The 18,064-nt window shown below is 60.4% G+C and carries 16 protein-coding genes; 10 read left to right on the forward strand and 6 right to left on the reverse strand.

Features of this window, described 5'->3' with window-relative positions; all coding sequences use genetic code 11:
- Window positions 1–209: 209 nt before the first annotated feature.
- The 3 genes from ACA061_RS10795 to ACA061_RS10805 are packed head-to-tail and all read right to left on the reverse strand — an operon-like array spanning window position 210 to window position 2,791.
- On the reverse strand, window positions 210–1,391 hold the full coding sequence (locus tag ACA061_RS10795; protein ID WP_497301465.1) for an acetyl-CoA C-acetyltransferase: 1,182 nt from the start codon (window positions 1,389–1,391) through the stop codon (window positions 210–212).
- An 11-nt stretch (window positions 1,392–1,402) separates the two neighbouring features.
- Window positions 1,403–2,068, reverse strand: coding sequence for a CoA transferase subunit B (locus ACA061_RS10800; protein ID WP_150604542.1), 666 nt, complete (start codon window positions 2,066–2,068; stop codon window positions 1,403–1,405).
- 24 nt (window positions 2,069–2,092) lie between these two features.
- Window positions 2,093–2,791, reverse strand: a complete 699-nt coding sequence (locus ACA061_RS10805; protein ID WP_150595564.1) for a CoA transferase subunit A — start codon at window positions 2,789–2,791, stop codon at window positions 2,093–2,095.
- Window positions 2,792–3,099: 308 nt separating this feature from the next.
- On the opposite strand from ACA061_RS10805, the gene ACA061_RS10810 reads away from it, so the two are divergent.
- The 4 genes from ACA061_RS10810 (at window position 3,100) to ACA061_RS10825 (ending at window position 7,466) form a co-directional block, all read left to right on the forward strand.
- Window positions 3,100–3,975: a LysR family transcriptional regulator gene (locus ACA061_RS10810; RefSeq protein WP_150604543.1), complete on the forward strand. Its 876-nt coding sequence runs from the start codon at window positions 3,100–3,102 to the stop codon at window positions 3,973–3,975.
- Window positions 3,976–4,130: 155 nt separating this feature from the next.
- Window positions 4,131–5,489, forward strand: a complete 1,359-nt coding sequence (locus tag ACA061_RS10815) for an MATE family efflux transporter (protein WP_210555077.1) — start codon at window positions 4,131–4,133, stop codon at window positions 5,487–5,489.
- 356 nt (window positions 5,490–5,845) lie between these two features.
- Complete coding sequence (locus tag ACA061_RS10820) at window positions 5,846–6,841, forward strand: IS110 family RNA-guided transposase (protein WP_497301466.1); 996 nt, start codon at window positions 5,846–5,848, stop codon at window positions 6,839–6,841.
- Window positions 6,842–6,908: 67 nt separating this feature from the next.
- Window positions 6,909–7,466: a YceI family protein gene (locus tag ACA061_RS10825; RefSeq protein WP_497301467.1), complete on the forward strand. Its 558-nt coding sequence runs from the start codon at window positions 6,909–6,911 to the stop codon at window positions 7,464–7,466.
- Between the two features lie 15 nt (window positions 7,467–7,481).
- Here the strand turns inward: ACA061_RS10825 and ACA061_RS10830 are convergent, their stop codons facing one another.
- Both ACA061_RS10830 and ACA061_RS10835 read right to left on the reverse strand, forming a co-directional pair.
- Window positions 7,482–8,519, reverse strand: coding sequence for an AraC family transcriptional regulator (locus ACA061_RS10830; protein ID WP_210555079.1), 1,038 nt, complete (start codon window positions 8,517–8,519; stop codon window positions 7,482–7,484).
- A gap of 8 nt (window positions 8,520–8,527) precedes the next feature.
- The gene (locus ACA061_RS10835) at window positions 8,528–9,442 is read right to left on the reverse strand and encodes a GGDEF domain-containing protein (RefSeq protein WP_497301469.1); all 915 of its coding nucleotides are present in this window, start codon (window positions 9,440–9,442) and stop codon (window positions 8,528–8,530) included.
- A 405-nt stretch (window positions 9,443–9,847) separates the two neighbouring features.
- Here ACA061_RS10835 and ACA061_RS10840 point away from each other — a divergent pair, with 405 nt between their 5' ends.
- The 6 genes from ACA061_RS10840 (at window position 9,848) to ACA061_RS10865 (ending at window position 17,273) form a co-directional block, all read left to right on the forward strand.
- A complete protein-coding gene (locus ACA061_RS10840; protein ID WP_497301471.1) occupies window positions 9,848–12,391 on the forward strand; it encodes a TonB-dependent receptor in 2,544 nt (847 codons plus the stop codon).
- Between the two features lie 60 nt (window positions 12,392–12,451).
- On the forward strand, window positions 12,452–14,356 hold the full coding sequence (locus ACA061_RS10845; RefSeq protein ID WP_497301472.1) for a phytase: 1,905 nt from the start codon (window positions 12,452–12,454) through the stop codon (window positions 14,354–14,356).
- A 90-nt stretch (window positions 14,357–14,446) separates the two neighbouring features.
- The gene (gene tolQ, locus ACA061_RS10850; RefSeq protein WP_150595556.1) at window positions 14,447–15,157 is read left to right on the forward strand and encodes a protein TolQ; all 711 of its coding nucleotides are present in this window, start codon (window positions 14,447–14,449) and stop codon (window positions 15,155–15,157) included.
- Window positions 15,158–15,171: 14 nt separating this feature from the next.
- On the forward strand, window positions 15,172–15,618 hold the full coding sequence (gene tolR, locus ACA061_RS10855; protein WP_150616474.1) for a protein TolR: 447 nt from the start codon (window positions 15,172–15,174) through the stop codon (window positions 15,616–15,618).
- On the forward strand, window positions 15,615–16,421 hold the full coding sequence (locus ACA061_RS10860) for an energy transducer TonB (protein ID WP_497301473.1): 807 nt from the start codon (window positions 15,615–15,617) through the stop codon (window positions 16,419–16,421). Before tolR ends, ACA061_RS10860 begins: the two co-directional genes overlap by 4 nt.
- Window positions 16,422–16,586: 165 nt before the next feature.
- Window positions 16,587–17,273: a GNAT family N-acetyltransferase gene (locus ACA061_RS10865; RefSeq protein WP_497301474.1), complete on the forward strand. Its 687-nt coding sequence runs from the start codon at window positions 16,587–16,589 to the stop codon at window positions 17,271–17,273.
- A gap of 105 nt (window positions 17,274–17,378) precedes the next feature.
- On the opposite strand, the gene ACA061_RS10870 is transcribed toward ACA061_RS10865, so the two are convergent.
- Window positions 17,379–18,017: a TetR/AcrR family transcriptional regulator gene (locus ACA061_RS10870; RefSeq protein WP_210701891.1), complete on the reverse strand. Its 639-nt coding sequence runs from the start codon at window positions 18,015–18,017 to the stop codon at window positions 17,379–17,381.
- Window positions 18,018–18,064 lie beyond the last annotated feature (47 nt).

Raw genomic sequence — 18,064 nt, forward strand, 5'->3', positions numbered from 1 at the left:
CCTCTGTAGGAGCTGTCGAGTGAAACGAGGCTGCGATCTTTTGATCTTGTTTTTCAAGAGCAAGATCAAAAGATCGCAGCCTTCGGCAGCTCCTACAGTTGATCAGTGTCGTACACAAATCTTGCGGCGAACATTGATCCCCTAAGGATCTGTGTGTTGGGGAGACAGCGAGCGGATGTCGTGGATCCGCCCGCGGTCGGTAGTGCTCTTTATGCGCGTTCCAGCGCCAGGGCCACGCCCTGTCCGCCGCCGATGCACAGGGTCGCGAGACCTTTTTTCGCATCACGCTTGATCATTTCATGCAGCAAAGTCACCAGCACCCGGCAACCCGACGCACCGATCGGGTGACCCAGCGCGATGGCGCCGCCGTTGATGTTGACCTTGTCCAGATCCCATTGCAGGTCCTTGGCCACGGCCAGCGATTGCGCGGCGAAGGCTTCGTTGGCTTCGATCAGGTCGAGTTGCTCGATTGACCAACCCGCCTTGTCCAGGCAGCGGCGGGTGGCCGACACCGGGCCGATGCCCATGATCGCCGGGTCAACGCCCGCGTTGGCGTATGCAGCGATGGTCGCCAGTACTGGCAGGCCCAGGGATTTGGCTTTCTCGGCGCTCATCAGGATTACCGCAGCGGCGCCGTCGTTCAGCGACGATGCGTTGCCAGCAGTGACGCTGCCGTCCTTTTTGAACGCCGGGCGCAGTTTGGCCAGCGATTCAGCGGTGGTCTCACCACGCGGTTGTTCGTCGACCTTGAAGGCGACCGGATCGCCTTTGCGCTGCGGGATCAGGATCGGGGTGATTTCATCGACAAAACGCCCGGCCTCGATGGCGGCAGCGGCTTTGTGCTGGGAGGCGGCAGCGAAGGCGTCCTGCTGTTCGCGGCTGATCTCGTATTTGTCGACGAGGTTTTCCGCGGTGATGCCCATGTGGTAATCGTTGAACGCATCCCACAGGCCATCGCTGATCATGGTGTCGACGATTTGCGCGTGACCCATGCGCAGACCGGTGCGCGCGCCCGGCATTACGTAGTTGGACAGGCTCATGTTTTCCTGGCCGCCGGCGATAATCACGTCGGCGTCACCGCAACGGATCGCTTGGGCACCGAGGTGCAAAGCCTTGAGGCCCGAGCCGCAGACCTTGTTCAGGGTCATGGCCGGCACCGCGTGGGGCAGGCCAGCCTTGATGGCGGCCTGACGCGCCGGGTTCTGGCCGGCGCCGGCGGTCAGTACCTGGCCCATGATCACTTCATCGACCTGCGCACCGTCCAGACCGGTCTGTTCGAGCAACTGGCGAATCACCGCTGCGCCCAGATCAACCGCGGATACGCTGGCCAGAGAGCCTTGGAAACTGCCGATCGCGGTACGCGTAGCGGCAACAATGACGACGTCTTGCATTTTCAAATTCCTCACTGGGCAGCGAACTGCATTTCCGGCACATGATCAGGCACGATCAGTTTACCGGCGGTTTTGGCCACGATCTCTTCAACGCTGACACCCGGCGCGCGTTCTTTGAGAATGAATGCACCGTTCTCGATTTCCAGATAGGCGAGGTCGGTCAGCACACGCTTGATGCACCCGGCGCCGGTCAGCGGCAGGCTGCAACGGGCTAACAGTTTGGACTCACCGTCCTTGGACGCGTGGGTCATGATGACGATGATGTTGTCTGCGCCAGCTACCAGGTCCATCGCGCCGCCCATGCCTTTGACCAGTTTGCCGGGGATCATCCACGAGGCGATATTGCCTTCGACGTCCACCTCAAACGCGCCCAGCACGGTGAGGTCGACATGGCCGCCGCGGATCATCGCGAAGGATTCGGCCGAAGAAAAAATCGAAGCGCCGATACGCGCGGTCACGGTTTGCTTGCCGGCGTTGATCATGTCGGCATCGATGGTTTCTTCAGTAGGAAAAGGACCCATGCCGAGCAGGCCGTTTTCCGACTGCAGCATGACTTCCATGCCTTCGGGAATGTAATTGGCGACCAGGGTCGGAATGCCGATGCCGAGGTTGACGTAGTAGCCGTCCTGCATTTCGCGGGCGACGCGCTGAGCCATTTGTTCGCGGGTAAGTGCCATGTTGTTGTTCTCCGTAGGCCTGAATTATTTGCGGATGGTGCGCTGTTCGATGCGTTTTTCGAACGTGCCGCAAATGACCCGGTCGACGTAGATGCCGGGAGTGTGGATGTGTGCCGGATCCAGCTCGCCGGGCTCGACGATTTCTTCGACTTCGACCACGGTGATCTTGCCGGCGGTGGCGGCCAGCGGATTGAAGTTCTGCGCGGTATGGCGATAGATGACGTTGCCGAAATGGTCGGCTTTCCAGCCTTTGACGATGGCGAAGTCGCCTGTGATGGACTCTTCCATCAGGTACTTGCGACCGTTGAATTCGCGCACTTCCTTGCCATCGGCCACCGGAGTACCGACGCCAGTAGCCGTGAAGAAGGCTGGAATGCCAGCCCCGCCTGCACGCATCTTCTCGGCGAGGGTGCCTTGCGGGGTCAGGGTGACTTCGATTTCGCCTTTGAGCAGTTGCTCTTCGAACAGCTTGTTTTCGCCGACATACGAGGCGACGACCTTGCTGATCTGGCGGTCGGTCAGCAGCACGCCGAGGCCAAAACCGTCGACGCCGCAGTTGTTGGAGACGACGGTGAGGTCGCGGGTGCCCTTGCGCTTGATCTCGGCGATCAGGTTTTCCGGAATCCCACACAGACCGAAGCCGCCAGCGATAACGGTCATGCCGTCTTCAAGCCCGGCGAGGGCTTCCTCATAGGAACTCACGCGCTTGTCGAAACCTGCCATATGCACCTCTTTTATTATTTGCGGGCGGCTGGCTAGCCGAATGGTTGGAGTGTCTCGCTGAAGAATATATTTGTTAAGTTGATTTTTAAGGTTGATTGATAGATAAAACTCAACAATCGCCAAACTCACTGAATCGACGATTTTGCCTAATGGCCGAATCGACGAAATCCTGTAGGAGCTGCCGAAGGCTGCGATCTTTTGATCTTGACCCTTGAACATTCAGAACAAAATCAAAAGATCGCAGCCTTCGGCAGCTCCTACAGTTTTAACCGCGTTTATCCAGGCAGCATCGCAGGAAGCTATCCAGTATGACCATCAAACAAATCCGTGCCTTTCTTGCTGTGGCCCAGAGCCTGAGTTTTGCCGTGGCCTGCGAGCGGTTGCACCTGTCGCAATCGGCGCTGAGCCTGACCATCAAAGCCCTGGAAGAGGGCTTGGGTGGACGGCTGTTCAGCCGCAACACGCGCAATGTGGCGTTGACCGCAGAAGGTGAATCCCTGCTGCCGCTGGCCCGACGCCTGATTGCCGACTGGGACAACGCCGAAGACGAAATGCGTCAGCGCTTCAGCCTGCAACGCGGGCGGGTGACGCTGGCGGCAATGCCGTCGTTTGCCGGCAACCTGCTGCCGCCGATCCTCAAGACCTTTCGCGCGCGCTATCCCAACGTCAACGTGACGGTCAACGATGTGATCAACGAGCAGGTGCTGGAGATGGTGCGCGACCGTCAGGTGGAACTGGGCGTGGCGTTCGAACCGATGCAGAACACCTCGATGACATTCACACCGCTTTACATGGATCGGTTCGTCGCGGTGGTGCCGCAGGATTCCCCGCTGGCCGCCCGTACCGAGATCGACTGGCAGACGTTGTTACAGGAACCGTTCATTACCTTGCAGCGGCCGTCCACGGTGCGGGTGATGCTCGAAGAGCACTTGCAGGCGCGGGGCATGAAGTTGCCGGTGGAGTTTGAAAGCCACCAACTGGCAACAGTCGGGCGGATGGTTGCCAGTGGGCTGGGCGTGAGCGCTGTGCCGGCGCTGTGTGCCGAGCAGATGCAGGAATTGGGTGCGCGCTGCCTGACGTTGAATGACTCGGTGGAGCGGGCGATTGGCGTGCTGACTGAACCGGGCAATGAACTGTCGGCGGCGGCGCAGGCACTCTTCGACATCCTCAGGGCTGAGTATTGAACGCTGCCGCAGGCTGCGATCTTTTGATCTTCGCCCGTTCTCAATCTTGATGGGGAAATATAAACACCTGTCTTAAATGTTAATTGCACCCCGCTCACAACTCACCGAAGCTATCCTTCATCAGCTCTCCCGCCGTCGAGATGGACCTCTATTCAATGCAGACCCCCAGCGTCACCAAACCCCTCTGGCAAACCTACCTGCTGTTTCTGGCGCCGATGGTGCTGTCCAACTTCCTGCAGTCCATGTCGGGTACGGTCAACAGCATTTACATCGGCCAGATGCTTGGCACTCAGGCGCTGGCGGCGGTGTCGGGGATGTTTCCCGTGGTGTTCTTCTTTATCGCGCTGGTGATCGGCCTCGGCGCGGGTGCGGGTGTGTTGATCGGTCAGGCCTGGGGGGCGCGTGAGCCGCACATGGTCAAGGCGATTGCCGGGGCGACGCTGTTGCTGGGTGTATTGATTGGTCTGGTCGCGGCGGTGTTGGGCAGTGTGTTTGCGCGGCAGGCGCTGACGGGGTTGGGGACGCCCGCGGATGTCCTGGACGATGCGGTGGCATACGCCCACGTGATGATGTGGATTCTGCCGTCGCTGCTGGTGTTTGTGCTGTTCACGCAGTTGTTGCGCGGGGTCAGCGATACGGTGTCGCCGTTGCTGGCGCTGGTAGTGTCGACCTGTGTCGGGCTGGCGCTGACGCCGGCATTCATTCGTGGCTGGTTCGGCTTGCCGCAACTGGGCATTCAGAGTGCAGCGTATGCGGGGCTCGCGGGTAACCTGGCGGCGATGGCGTGGCTGGCGTGGCGGCTGATTCGCAAGAACCATCCACTGGCGCCGGACCGCGAATTTTTTGCGGCGTTGCGGCTCGACAGGGTGATCCTTGGCAAAGTCCTGCGTATCGGTTTGCCGACCGGCGTGCAGATGATTGTGTTGTCGCTGTCGGAATTGGTCATCCTGGCCTTGGTCAACCAGCACGGCTCGCAAGCGACGGCGGCGTACGGCGCGGTGACGCAAATCGTCAACTATGTGCAGTTCCCGGCGTTGTCGATTGCGATCACCGCTTCGATCCTCGGCGCACAGGCCATCGGCGCGGGGCGACTGGAACGGATGGGTCCGATCTTGCGCACCGGTCTGTTGATCAACGTGTGTTTAACCGGCGGCTTGATCGTGCTGGGTTACCTGTTGTCGCACTGGTTGCTCGGCTTGTTCCTGACCGAGGATTCCACCCGGGCAATGGCCGAGCATCTGTTGCACATCATGCTCTGGAGCCTGTTGGTGTTCGGCTTCCAGGCGATCATCGGCGGCATCATGCGCGCCAGTGGCACGGTGCTGGTGCCGGTGGTGATCGCTATTGTCTGCGTGGTGGGCGTGCAATTGCCGGCGGCCTATTGGCTGGACGGGCAGTTTGGTTTGCAAGGTGTCTGGATGGCGTTCCCGGTGGCTTACCTGGGGATGCTGGTGTTGCAGACGCTGTATTACAAACTGGTCTGGCAGCATCAGAAAATCGAACGTTTGGTTTGATCTGTGTAGGAGCTGCCGCAGGCTGCGATCTTTTGACTTGAAGTTTTCAAAAGCAAGATCAAAAGATCGCAGCCTTCGGCAGCTCCTTGTATGTTGCCCTCACACCAGTCGATTGAGATCTAAGCTCGCTGGTGCGGACATACGAAGATGTGTTTCTGGGGGAGACCGATCGCTCCTGAAGGCAGGACTTGCTCCTGACCTTGTCTGTAGAGAGGTCCCCCCGCCTCATTGCCCACCACGAAGAGTATCGAGAAGCCGACAAGTCGGACTTCGCATTACAAGGTTGCAGTGGCATGAAGTTCGAGGTCAGGGGAACCAGAATGCATTTCTAACCCAGTTCACTCGGAGTTGAAAGCATGAGCATGCATGTCGGTTTGGATGTGGGGTCTCGTACGACCGCCATGGGCTGGCGCAACCACGGCCGTTTTGCAGGGGCCTGCAACATCGACCAAACGCCCGCCGGGCGTAAAGCAGCGGTCAACAAGCTGCTCGAGCTCAAGCCTTTATCTGTGGTAATGGAAGCCACTGGCATCTATTACCTGGATTTGGCCATGGAGCTCACTGCAGCGGGTTTGCCCGTTTCGGTTATCAACCCGAAGAGCTTTCATAACTTCGCCAAGCTGATGCTGAAGAACAGCAAAACCGATGCGATCGATGCCCAATTGTTAGCCGAATACGGCGAGCGCATGAGCCCCGGATTGTGGACACCACCCACGGCCGTACAGTTGGAACTTCGGGCTATCGGAAGGCATATCAATCGTTTGACGTGTCATCGCACCCGAGCCAAGAACGAGCTGCATGCGCTGAAAGCCACTCAAACAACCCTAACGATGTTGATTGAAGACGAAGAAGAAGCCATTGAGGCATTTGACAAGCGAATCGAGCGCTTCAGACTCGCAGGTCGGGCGCTGATCGACAATTGCCCGACGCTAAGCGCCCAGTTCGGGCACATGATCGCAGCGCCGGGCATGGGCGAAATTTCAGTATTTGCGGCACTGGCTGAATTGACGACCTTGCCAGTGACACTTAAGTCCGCGCAGGTCAGCCGACATGCAGGACTCGATGTGCGGCTTACGCAATCAGGTACCAGCATCGATAAACCTGGACGGATAAGTAAGGGCGGAAACGCCTACCTACGCTCAGCGATGTACATGCCAGCGCTGACTGCCATACGTTGCGACAGCAACGTGAAAGCCTTTTACGAAGCGTTGATCGGGCGAGGGAAGAGAAAAATGCAGGCTGTCGTCGCCGTCATGCGCAAATACCTGACCGGCTTGTGGGCCTGTATGCGAGCTGGCGAAGACTTCAATACGGCCAAGCTTTTTAGCGAAAAACACCTCGCAAAAGCTTGACCGTGAACAGAGTATCTACAGGGTAGGTAGATCAGTTGGCGCAACTGCCTGATGTTTGGAGAATCCCATGTCGATCCGCTTGCTGCTCGCTGCCGCTTTTTGCCTGTGTGTCGCTCCTGTAGCGCAGGCGGTTGAATACACCCGGGTCAACACCACCGCCAGCCAGATCAGCTTCACCTACAACCAGATGGGCTCGCGGATGTACGGCACCTTCGGCAAGTTTGACGCGACGCTGGCCTTCGACACTGACAACCTCGCCAACGCCCACACCACCTTGCACATCGACCTCACCAGCATTGACGCCGGCAGCGAAGACGCCAATACCGAACTGGTGAAACCGGCGTGGTTCGACACCGCGAAATTTCCCGTGGCAGTGTTCGAATCGAGCCATTTCACGCAGGTTTCCGAAAACCACTACCTGATCACTGGTCGATTGACCCTCAAGGGCATCAGCCGAGAAGTTGCGGCCCCGGTGGAGTTGAAAGCAGGCAACGCCATCGGCATTTTCGACGGCGAACTGGTGCTCAAACGCGACGAGTTCGGCCTCGGCGCGGGGGAGTGGGCTGATACCGTGGTGTCCAAAGATATCGCCATCAAGTTCAAGGTTGTGGCGCCTCAGCAGTGACACCCGCCCAACACCTCAATGACTGCCGAACAACTGACGGATCAGGTTCGGGGTGCTGCCGGTCCAGCGTTTGAATGAACGCCGAAAGTTCGCTGCATCGGTAAAGCTCAGGTATTCGGCCACTTCGTCGTTGCTCATGCCTTTGACCTGATACAGGTACAGCGCCACGTGTTTGCGCACCAGATCCACCTGTTGCTGGAACCCGCTGTCGTGTTTCTGCAGCTTGCGTTTGAGGGTCGCCGGGCTCATGGCAAATGCCTGTGCAGCCTGTTCCAGGCTCGGTGGCTGACGGACGTGATCCTGCAAGTGGCTGTAGAGGCAATCGGTGAAGCTGGCGGCAAAACCCAATTGCTCGATCTGCCGCGTGGCTTCCTGGCGCGCGACCTGACCGGCCGTGGCGGAGGCGCCGGGCCACGGTCGGGCGAGAAATTCGCGCGGGATGCGCATCAGGTCCAGCGGTCGCTTGAACTGTGTGTGCTCGCCCAGATGCACCCAATACTGCTCGACATAACGCGGCTCGGCATGACTGAAGCTGCATTCCCACGGCAGGCGCTGGCCGCTGAGCCACTGACTCATGGCGATCAGCGAGGTCATGCCAGCTTCCAGCAGAAAACGCCATTGCTCGCCAGCGCCGCAACTGTCCAGCCAGTACACGTAGGCAAAACTGTCATCGAGCAACAGACGCGGTGTCATCAACGGGCTGAGCAAGGCCTGTTGCTGCACCAGTGTGTCGAGCGCCTGATGCAGATTCTGGGCGTGGCGCAAGGCATGGCTGGCCGCACCGTAATGACCGGGCAGCAAGCGTTGGCCGAACAGGAAACTGCTGTCATCGGCGTCGAGCAAGCGCCGACTGTTGTCGATCAAAGCGAGAAACTGCTGCGGACTGAGGCGCGTCTGCCCCGCCAGAATGTCTTCATGAAACAACCCGGTGCCACGCAGCAGTCGATGGCTGTCGATGTCACGCGACAGCGCCAGGTCGATCAGCGTCGCCGGTTGGTAATGCCCGGGGATGAAACGGCTGTCGCTTTCGTACCAGTTGGTTTTGACGGTCATGGTCGGCCTCAGGCGCTTTTGGCCAAGGGCGACTTGGCGCGTGCCAGTGCCAGGTTCAAGCGTTTGAGCAGCACTTCGGGCGTCTCGTCGAGGGCCATGACAGCCGCGGTACTGGCCGCCAGTTGCAGGCGCTCGCCGTGTTGACGGGTTTTGTGCGCCAGCGCTTGCACGGCGAACTGCAGTTCCTGCGCGAGCAGTTGCGCCTGACGTTCGCCCGTATTGGGCAGCAACACCACAAAGCGGTCGCCGGCCAAGCGACAGAGCAGATCCTGACGGCGCAGGTTGAGCAGCAGCAAATGGCTGAGGGCCTGCAACACGGCATCGCCTTCGGCATGCCCATAGGCCTGATTGATCGCGGCGAAGTTATCCAGATCCAGTACCAGCAAGGACAGCGGTTGCTGCTGGGCGATGCTCTCGCCGAGGCTGTCGGCCAGTTGCCGTTTCAGATAGTCGGCGCCGCCCAGCGGGGTGAGTTTGTCGAACAGCCGATGCTCGCGGAACAGTCGCTCGCGTTTCTCCATCTGCGCGCTGATCGCCAGTTGTTCGCGGTGCCAGTGATAGATGCCGATGGTCAGCAGCACCATGCCCACCGGCATCGGTCCCGACTCCAGCCAGTGATCCCAAGTGATGCTGTCGGGCAGGCGGATGAACTCGTCGAGGCTGTCGATCCACCAGGAAAAGAAGATGCAACTCAGCCCCAGCGCCAAGTAGTTGGTGACCCGCCCGGCCGGGCGGCTTTTCAGCACCAGCCCCAGCCAGACCAGCGCCAGCAGCGCCGAACCGCCTTCGCCGATGATGTCCAGCCAGACCCATTCGCTGACCGCTTTAAGCTCGCCGCACGCCAGGTGCAACAGCAAACCGAGGTTGGCCGCCAGCAGCAGTGCAACGAGTTTCCAACGATGGGGTTTGAGCACTGAGAACATGGCCGCGATCCTTTGGCGAAGAAGCAATGCGCGCCAGCACAGCAGATATTTATGACAGTCGGGTGACGGGCGGGGGAGGTCGAATCAGCTCACCGGCCAGTGCAATATTTCTTCAAGAACACCACGTCCCCTGTAGGAGTGAGCCTGCTCGCGATAGCGTCAAGTCAGCCAATATTAATGGTGACTGGAAAAACGCAATCGCGAGCAGGCTCACTCCTACAAGTGCCGTGGTGGGTGGAAGAGGTCATTTCAGCTCATTTGCACAGACAAACCTCAGCAAATGCCCGGTTTACACGGCTCGGCCGCCCTCCCTGTCACAGAAGCGTCATCCGCCGCCCCTAGCTTGCCCTTCCAGTTGCCGGGCCACTTGCCTGGCCTGACCGGATTCTTTGGGGGAGGACACACATGTACCAGCGCAGCAGTTATCCGCGCAGCGGCACCGTCGGGCTCTTCAGTTTCACCCTGACCGCTTTGGCCATGGCGGTGGCCAGTGAGCCGCTGCACGCGGCCGATGCCAGCGCCAATGTCGAACACGTCGAAGTGGTTGGTCAGGCGGCGAGCATCGACTCGGCGCTCAAGGAGCAGCGTCGTTCCGACAGCATCAAAAGCGTGGTACACGCCGACGGCATGGCGCAGTTGCCCGATGAAAACGTCGCCGAAGCGGCGCAGCGCATGCCGGGTGTCAGCGTCGAACGCGATCAGGGCGAAGGGCGTTTTGTCAGCGTGCGCGGCCTCGGGCCGGATCTGAACAGCGTGACCATCAACGGTACGCTGGTGCCGTCGCCGGAAAGCGAACGCCGTGCCGTGGCGCTCGACGTGTTGCCTTCGGAGCTGGTGCAGTCGCTGTCGGTCATCAAAACCCTGACCCCGGACATGGATGCCAACTCGCTGGGCGGTACGGTCGATGTCAAAAGCCTGTCGGCGTTCGACCACAAAGGGCTGTTCTACACTGGCGGCACCGAGGCCAGTTACGACAAGAACTCCCATCAGACCAGTCCCAAGTTCTCCGGTGCGGTCAGCGACCGGTTCAGCCTGGGCGACGGCATCGATAACTTCGGTGTCGCGGCCGCGTTGAGTTGGCAGAAGCGTGATTTCGGTTCGGACAACGTCGAAACCGGTGGCGCCTGGGATTTCGCCCGTGGCGCGCAACTGGAAGAGTTCGAACAACGTGACTACGACATCAGTCGCGAACGCACGGGCGGCGGTCTGAACTTCGATTACAAACCCGACGACCTCAGCAGCTATTACCTGCGCACCCTCTACAGCCGCTACAAGGACAGCGAAACGCGCAACTCGACGAGCATCGAGTTTGCCGACCCACAGGCCGGCGGCGTATTGGGCGACGCTGAAGGCAAACGCAAACTCAAGCAGCGCGAAGAAACCCAGGAAATCCAGTCGTACGTGTTCGGTGGCGAACGCATGATCGGTCTGTGGACGCTCAGCGGTCAGGCCGGCTACAGCCGCTCCAGCGAAGACAGCCCCGGGCACATCGCCAACGCGGAGTTCGCTGGCAATGACGATTTCGCCGACAGCGGTTTTTACAGCAACGACAAGCCGCGGCCGATCATTGGCCAGGGCTTCTACGACGCCAATAACTTCAGCCTCGACAAGGTCGACTGGGAAAAGCAGAACACCCAAGACACCGAGAAAAACCTGCGTCTGGATCTGGCCCGTGACTATGACTTGAGCGGCTACGCGTCGCAGGTCAAGTTCGGCGGCAAAGTCAGCCGCCGCAACAAGGACAACGACCTCGATGCCTGGGTATATGAAGATTTCGATGACCTCGGTTTCAGCGACGATCAACTCAACCTCAGCCGCTTCGCCAAGGGCTCGGTGGATTATCGACTGGGGCAGTTCGGGCCGGGAATCAGTGGCAGTGCGATCAAGAACCTGATCGGCGGGCTGAACCGCGACGATTTTTATGACCCGGTCGAATCAACCGTCAACGACTTCAAGATGAGCGAGGACATCAACGCCGGTTACCTGATGAACACGGTCGATATCGATGACTGGCGTTTTATTGCCGGTCTGCGCTACGAGGGCACCGAGTTCGAAGCCAAAGGCACCGGCGCCACCGACGGCGACTTCGAGCCTACCGAGACCAAGCGCAGTTATCACCACTGGCTGCCGGGCCTGCATGCGCGCTATCAACTGGACAAAAACACCCAGGTGCGTGCGGCGTGGACCAAGTCTGTGGTGCGTCCGACCTTCGGCCAACTGGCGCCGGGTTTTGTCATCGATGGTGATGAGGCGACGTTCGGCAACCCCGAGCTGAAACCACTGGAGTCGAGCAACCTCGACCTCGGGATCGAGCACTTCATGGGCCATGCCGGCACGGTGTCGGCGTTTGTGTTCTACAAAGACATCCAGAACTTCGTTTACAACACCGACGTGGCCGGTACGGGTGCCTGGACCGACTTCTCCGAAGCGCACACTTTTGCCAACGGCGACAGCGCCAAACTCTACGGTCTGGAGCTGGCGTACTCGCAAAAATTCGACTGGTTGCCGGCACCGTGGAACGGTCTGTTGCTGGGAGCCAACACCACGTTCAGTCGCTCCGACGCCGAAATAAAAGGCTTCGATGCCGCCACTGGCACTAACCGCAAACGCAGCATCGATCTGCCCAGCCAGTCCGACACCGTCGGCAACCTGATGCTCGGCTGGGAAAACGACAAGGTCAGCCTGCGCCTGTCGGCCAACTACAAATCCGACTACCTCTACGAACTGGCTTCGATCAGCGACAAGGCCCACGACCTGCACGTCGATGCGCAGACCTTCGTCGATTTCAGCGCGCGCTACTCGCTGACAAAAAACCTGCAACTGAGCTTCGAGGCGCAAAACCTCACCGACGAGTCGTACTTCGTTTACACCGGCCACCGCGCTTACAACGGCCAATACGAAGAATACGGCCCGACCTACAAGCTCGGCCTGACCTTCACCCATTTCTAAGCCTCGGAGGGCGGCCGGGTGCCGCCGTCGATCCACGCACGACAAGGATTCTGCCGGTTCATGAGTATTTCTTTGCGACACAAACACTGGCTGCTCGGCGCCCTGATCGCCCTGACCGCCAGCCAGACGCTGGCCGCCACGCCGAGCCTGGCACTCACGCCGTGGGCGCCCAAGTTGAAATTTGAAGCGCTGGGTTTTTTGCCCGGTGATGCGCGCCTTGGCATCAGTGCCGCTGAAGGCTTGCTGTTGCTTGATGGCCAGGGCGCGCAACTGGCGCGTTTGCCCGGTTCCTTCAGCGGGCTCGACAGCCGCGCTGACCAGCGTCACGTGTGGGTTGCCAGCCTGGACAACGCCAGTCAGCGAGCGCTGGTGGTCGGCCTCGATCCGGCGCAGCGGCAATGGGGTGCGCCGCTGTATCTGCCGACGCGAGACTTCGCGGTAAACGGCGTGTGCCTGTACCGCGACAGCGCCGATAACCTGTTTGTGTTTCTGGTCGGCGAGGAGGGCAAGGGTGAGCAATGGCTGGTGGGCAACGGCGTCACGCTCAATGCTCAGGCGCAACGGGTGCGGGGTTTGCCACTGCCGCCATCGGCGCAGTTTTGCCAGGTCGACGATGCCGCCGAGCAACTGGTGGTCAACGAAGAGAACGTCGGCTGGTGGGCGTACCCGGCGGCTGCCGAAGCCGAGGTAAAACGCTCGCCAGTGGCGCTGCGCGAGCCATTCGGTCAGATCAAAGGCGAGGCCGGTGCCATGGCGCTGGTGCCTGGCGGCGTCATCGGGCTCGATCCGAAAGCGGCGCAGTTGCACCTCTACCAGCAACAGGGCGAGGGCTGGACGGCGCAAGCGACGTTGCCGTTGGCAGATTTGAAAGAGCCGGAAAACCTGGCCGTGCGCAACACCGCCAAAGGCCTGCAAGTGTTGATCCGCGACGATGACGATGGCCGCGTCTACCAGGGCAATCTTGACTGGCAAGCCACGCCGGTGGCGTTGCCGCCGAAGCTGCCAAATATCGCGGCGCAAGCGCAGAGCGATCCGGTCGCACGGCAGGGCGATGCTGCGGACGACCCGGCGATCTGGGTGCATCCGCGGCAGCCATCCCTGAGTCGCGTGCTTGGCACCAATAAAAAACAGGGCCTGATGGTGTATGACCTGCAAGGCAAGCAAGTGCAGGAGTTGCCGGTCGGTCGCCTGAACAACGTCGATGTGCGGCCCAATTTCAAATTGGGCGCGCAGACGGTGGACCTCGCGGTGGCCAGCCATCGCGATCACAACAGCCTCAGCCTGTTCGCCATCGACCGCAACAGCGGCGAGTTGCGCGACATTGGCGAAGTGCCGACGCCATTGAAAGACATCTACGGCCTGTGCCTCTTTCAGCCGGCCAGCGGCGAGATTTACGCCATTGCCAACGACAAGGACGGCACCTTTCTGCAATACCGCCTCGGCGCCCCGAACGGCACGGTGCAGGGCGAATTGGTACGCCGCTTCAAGGTCGACAGCCAGCCCGAGGGCTGCGTCGCCGATGATCAGCGTCAACGTCTTTTTATTGGCGAAGAAGACGTCGGAGTCTGGGCGGTGGACGCCCGCGCCGAGCAGCCGGCGACCCTCACCAGCGTGATCAAGGTGGGTGGGCCGCTGCACGCCGACGTCGAAGGTCTGGCGCTGTATCAGAGCCAGGCGCGGGACTATCTGGTGGTGTCCAGCCAAGGCAATGACAGTTATCTGGTGCTGGACGCCGAGCCGCCATTTGCCGTTCACGGCGCATTTCGGGTCGGGCTCAACGCGGCGGCGGGGATTGACGGGGCGTCGGAAACCGATGGCCTGGAGGTGACCTCAGTCAACCTCGGCGGGCCTTGGAGCCAGGGCCTGTTGGTGGTGCAAGACGGCCGCAAGCGCATGCCCGAGCAAAGCCAGAACTTCAAGTTCGTGCCGTGGGCCGAGGTGACCAACGCCCTGAAGTTGCCCTGATCCGTCATCAATCGGTCATCACTTTTTCATCGAATAGCGGCACGGTCGTTGCCTCGGCAACCCCGGCCATTGCCCACAAGGAGTTTCACCATGCAGGCCACGCTCGAACACATGACAATCTGGGGGCTGATCAGCGACGCCAGCCTGTTGGTCAAAGCCGTGATGCTGACCCTGTTGCTGGCATCGGTGCTCAGTTGGTACTTGATCATCCAGCGCAGCCGCGTGCTGCAACGGCGCGACCGCCAGTTGAACGGGTTTATCCAGCGCTTTCGCCTGGCGCCCGAGCTGTTGCCGCTGTACCGCGAAACCGCCCAGGTGCAAGAACCCGAGGCCGGTATCGAACCGATCTTCAACGCCGGATTCGCCGAGTTTCGGCATCTCAATCAGCACCCCGGCAGCCAGGCCGATGCGGTGCAGGAAGGTGTCGAGCGAGCGCTGCATGTCGCCATCAGCGAACAGGAGCTGCAACTGGAAAAGGGTTTGCAGTTTCTTGCCACCGTCGGCTCGGTCAGCCCTTACATCGGTTTGTTCGGCACCGTGTGGGGGATCATGAATTCATTCCTCGGCTTGTCTCAGGTGCAGCAGGCGACACTGTCGACCGTCGCCCCGGGCATCGCCGAAGCACTGATTGCCACGGCCATCGGCCTGTTTGCGGCGATCCCGGCAGTCATTGCCTACAACCGCTTTGCGGCGCGTAGCCAGATGCTGCTGACGCGTTACTACGCCTTCGGCAACGAGCTGCAAGTGCGGCTGCATCGCCAGTTGCACGGCACGCCGATGAACCTCGCCGCTGCGGCCTGAACAGGAGAACCACGATGCTAGTCAGGCCACAACGCAAGCATGGGCCCAAGGCTGAAATGAACGTGGTGCCTTACATCGATGTGATGTTGGTGCTGCTGGTGATTTTCATGGTGACCGCGCCGATGCTGACTCAAGGGGTGAAAGTCGAGCTGCCGAAGATCGCCAGCGAAGCCTTGGCCACCGACACCCGCCAGCAGATTCTGACGCTGTCGGTGAAGGCCGGCGGCGGCTATTTCTGGAATCTGGGCGGGGAACTCGATACGCAGCATCAGACCGATAGCGCCGTGGTCCTCGACGAAATGCGCGCCAAGGTCGAGCAGATTGTCGCGCAGCGCCCGGATACGCAGGTGTATATCCGCGCCGACAAGGACGCCGGTTATGGCAGCGTCGTTGCCGCCATGGCCGCGTTGCAGCAGGGCGGTGTCAGCAATCTCGGGCTGGTGACCGAGGCCCCGCAATGACGGCGATGATCATGCACAATCCTCCAACCCTTGCAGCGCCGAAGCCGCACCACGACTTCTGGCAACACAGCCTCGCGGCGACGCTGGCGCTGGCGTTGCATGCCGGGGTGCTGGCGCTGTTGATCAACACCTGGTCGCCGTCGGCACCCGAGGTCAAACCACCTCGGGTGTTGACCACGCAACTGGTGATGGTCGCACCCCCGGTCCAGCCGCCTGCGCCTGCGCCTGAACCAACGCCGGCGGCGATTGCCGAGCCGGTTGTCGCGGCGCCGGTCGAACCGGTGAAACCACTGGCCGAGCCGCAACCTCAGGCGCCAAAAGTCGAACAAGCGGCACTCGCACGCAAGCGAGTGGAGGAGCGCAAACGCGAGCAACAAGCCGAGCAACAGCGCCAGCAAACCGAGGAGCGCAAGCGGGCAGACGCCGCCACGCAGCAACGCCTGGCACAACAGCAAGCCGCACAACAACAAGCGAATCAGGCCCAGCAACAGGCACAACAGGCCGAACGCGCACGCCAGCAGGCACTCGCCGACAGCCGCCAGTATTTACCGCTGAGCAAAGAGGCGCCGGAGTATCCGGAGCGGGCGCTGGACAAAAACATCGAGGGTGATTGCTCCGTGGAATACACGGTCAACCCGCAAGGCCGGGTCGAGCATCCCAAGGTGCTGGACGGCTGCCATCCACTGTTCATCCGCCCGTCATTGGCGGCGGCGCAAACCTTCCGTTATCAGCCGCGGATCGTCGAGGGTGTCGCGGTGTCGGTGCCAGCGGTGCGCAATACCTTTCATTACCGGATCAAGTGACCCGGGTGATCCTCCCTGTAGGAGCTGCCGCAGGCTGCGATCTTTTGACTTTGGGTTTTTACAATCAACAGCAAGGTCAAAAGATCGCAGCCTTCGGCAGCTCCTACAGAGGCAAGTGCTGTGACAGGTTATGATGTCGCGGTTTTCCGCCGGAGTTCAGCCGCCATGCACCGCATCACCCACTACAAAACCCCTTGCCCCGAGGGCGTCAACAGCCAGATTCTGCAGATGGTCGTCGACTACCTGACCGACATCAGCGCCGTGGGCCTGGGCCCGAGCAACCTGTTGTACAACGTCTATCAGTACGCGGTTGGCTACGAAATGCATCTGTATCTGGAAGCGTTGAATGGCGAGAAGGGCACCGAGGTGGAGTTGCTGGTGGCAACTGATGAGCAAGATCCGGAGCAGGTGATCGGCTTCCTGTTGTACCTGCCGGTGCAGGGCGATTGGGAGGCGTGCAGCGTCGCCTACATGGCGGTGCGTGAAGGGCATCGGCGTCAGGGTGTGGCGCGGGCGATGATCGGCGAGATGGTCGGGCGCTATCCCCACGCCGAACTGGCGTGCACCGTCGGCAAGGTCCCGTATTTCGAGGCGCTGGGCCTTGAAGTGATCGGCCAACGCGAGACGCAAGTGCTGATGAGTACACGGCATTACCGCAGCAACGGCCTGCGCGGATATATCGACACCACACCCATCTACCGTTCGCTGGAGGTGCAGCAGATTCATACTTATCTGCTGAACAAGAACAGCAAGCGCGCCATGCTCGACGCTGAGAAGCAACGTGATCGGCATTTGGACCAGACCACGCGTCATACCGAAGAATTTGTCCGCCAGCGCCTGACCGTGCACTGATCAGTCATCGGCATTCCAGGCAGGGCTCACAGCACTTATGCCTACGCACCTCTGGTCGAACAAAGCCGCTGCGCAACTCCATCGTGGAAACTTGCGCGGGCGCTCTTAAGTACCACTAGCCCCTCGCGCGACGGCTCGTTCGACCATCGCCATGATGGTTGCATACAGTTCGTCACTGGCCTGTTCAGCGCTGATTTCGCCATTGGCGGCAGCGTTGGACAGCGCTTCAGCGGCGCCAAGCATTGCGCGTAAACCGGCTTGAGTGATTTGCCCGCCGTTGGCATAAAGCGACAGGACGCTGCGACATTTTTCCAGGAAGATCGCCTCGTACTCGCGCTTGATCCTCTCCAGTTCCGGTGTGCTGGCCAGTGCAGCAATCACCCCGGGAATCTCGTTGCCTTGCAGCAGAACGCAATCGACGTACGCCGTGGCGATCACCGTTGCGGTGCCAGTCAATGTCGGATCGCAATCGGCGATGGCGGCGTCCATGACCAGCGTCTGCCGCGTATCGAAATCCCGATACAGCGCAGCGAGCAAACCTGCGCGGGTGACGAAGTGGTCATAGACAACGGGTTTGGTCACACCGGCCTGCTCGGCGAGATAGCCGAGGGTCAGGGCGTCGGTGCCTTCGGCGCGAATAATTTGCCAGGCGACGTCGAGCAACTGGCGCAGACGGTCTTCGCGGGACAGGCGTCGGCGTGGTTGGGCGGGGGAATTGGGATCGGGAATTTCTGTGGTTGACATGGCTATATACCAAACGTAACTTACGAAGCGTAACTTACCAAGAGTAT

Source organism: Pseudomonas sp. LBUM1668 (assembly GCF_059695715.1).